The sequence below is a fragment of the Candidatus Symbiopectobacterium sp. genome (genome assembly GCF_020054415.1).
Taxonomy (GTDB): domain Bacteria; phylum Pseudomonadota; class Gammaproteobacteria; order Enterobacterales; family Enterobacteriaceae; genus Symbiopectobacterium.
In genome coordinates this window covers 1-1,402 of record NZ_JAHWCO010000308.1, presented here as the reverse complement: position 1 = coordinate 1,402, position 1,402 = coordinate 1, and the positions used below count along the sequence as shown (strand labels likewise).

Genomic DNA, 1,402 nt, shown 5'->3' with positions numbered 1-1,402 from the left:
CGACTTCAGTACGTTGGCAATGGAGTCGGGCAGCTTTATCGAAGACGACCTGCGCACCCAGTGTTCGGATATGCTGTATTCCGTGCAGACAAAAACGGGGAAAGGTTATGTCTACACATTGATCGAGCACCAGAGTAGGCCAGAGAGGTTGATGGCGTGGCGTTTAATGCGTTATAGCATGGCAGCCATGCAGCGGCACTTGGAGCAGGGCAACGATACCCTGCCAGTGGTTATTCCCCTGCTGTTCTACCACGGCACCACGTCGCCCTACCCCTACAGTACGCAATGGCTCGATTGCTTTGCTGACCCTGAACTGGCAGAATCAGTCTATACACAGGCATTCCCGCTGGTTGATATCACCACAATACCGGATGACGAAATCCTGACGCATAGGCGGGTGGCGTTGCTAGAGTTAGTACAGAAACACATCAGAACGCGTGATATGCTAGAATTAGCCACTGATATCGCCAGCCTGCTCAATCTATGGTCAATACCGAAAGAGCAGTTCCGTAGCCTGATGTACTATATTGTAGGTCGAGGTGAAACCTCAGACACCCGACAGTTTTTACATACCATCGCGGTACAGACACAGGATTATCAGGAGGATGTCATGACTATTGCAGAACAGCTACGGCAGGAAGGTGAGCAAAGGGGCATCCAGAAAGGTCGCCAAGAAGGTCGCCAAGAAGGTCGCAAAGAAACGACTACCGAACTTGCACGAAAGTTCCTCGCCAACGGCGTTGAACGCAGCATCGTCAAAATGTCGACCGGCCTGTCCGATGATGAACTGGCCACTCTGTTCGACGACCTGCGCTAATTCCCCGTTTTTTCACCTTCGGGCGCTTCCTGCCACTCAATATCGGCAGCACTCATATCAACACGACTCAACAGCACCGCATATTTCTGCCATTCAGTCAGCGCTAATTTTTTGCCCCATATATGCCCCATTGCCATCCTTGGCATTCACACGTCACAACCTAGCAAAGTATGACACGCCAGCGTCACTCCTTTTCTTTACTTTTGGAAGATGGCGAAGCGGTGCCGGAAGCGACCCGAGTGGAAAACTGGATTGTCGATCCCGATTATGTTAGTGTCGCGTGGGCGCTGGTTGATGTGGACGTGGCTTTGTTGAATAAATAGATTTTATGCTGGCAGCCCAGTGAAACGACGGATCCTAGCAACGCAAAATCATGCAGTTAGACCTCATGAGAAAACTGTACACGGCTTTGTTGAATAAATCAGAACTTGTGACGACTGCGCCCCATACGGTTAGAGAACCGCGCTGCTTGAGGGCCTTGTTATAAGAGGGCCAGTTGGTGATTTTAAAATTTTGTTTTGCCATGGATACCTGATTTTGAAACAACTGTGGTGATCTGCTCCGATGATTACCCAAAAGTTCTAT

General features: G+C 49.9%; 2 protein-coding genes and 2 pseudogenes. 2 read left to right on the top strand and 2 right to left on the bottom strand.

Going from position 1 to position 1,402, the window contains the following annotated elements; translation table 11 throughout:
- Window positions 1-817 (top strand): Rpn family recombination-promoting nuclease/putative transposase (locus QZ506_RS09030; RefSeq protein WP_291970515.1); only part of this gene is annotated, 817 nt, incomplete at its 5' end.
- Here the strand turns inward: QZ506_RS09030 and QZ506_RS09025 are convergent.
- Window positions 814-948, bottom strand: coding sequence for a tail fiber assembly protein (locus QZ506_RS09025; RefSeq protein WP_291970514.1), 135 nt, complete (start codon window positions 946-948; stop codon window positions 814-816). The genes QZ506_RS09030 and QZ506_RS09025 overlap by 4 nt on opposite strands.
- A 39-nt stretch (window positions 949-987) precedes the next feature.
- Here QZ506_RS09025 and QZ506_RS21545 point away from each other — a divergent pair.
- Window positions 988-1,077, top strand: a pseudogene (locus QZ506_RS21545) (hypothetical protein); the annotation flags it as partial.
- A 184-nt stretch (window positions 1,078-1,261) separates the two neighbouring features.
- Here QZ506_RS21545 and QZ506_RS09020 read toward each other — a convergent pair.
- Window positions 1,262-1,342, bottom strand: a pseudogene (locus tag QZ506_RS09020) (hypothetical protein); the annotation flags it as partial.
- Window positions 1,343-1,402: the final 60 nt, after the last annotated feature.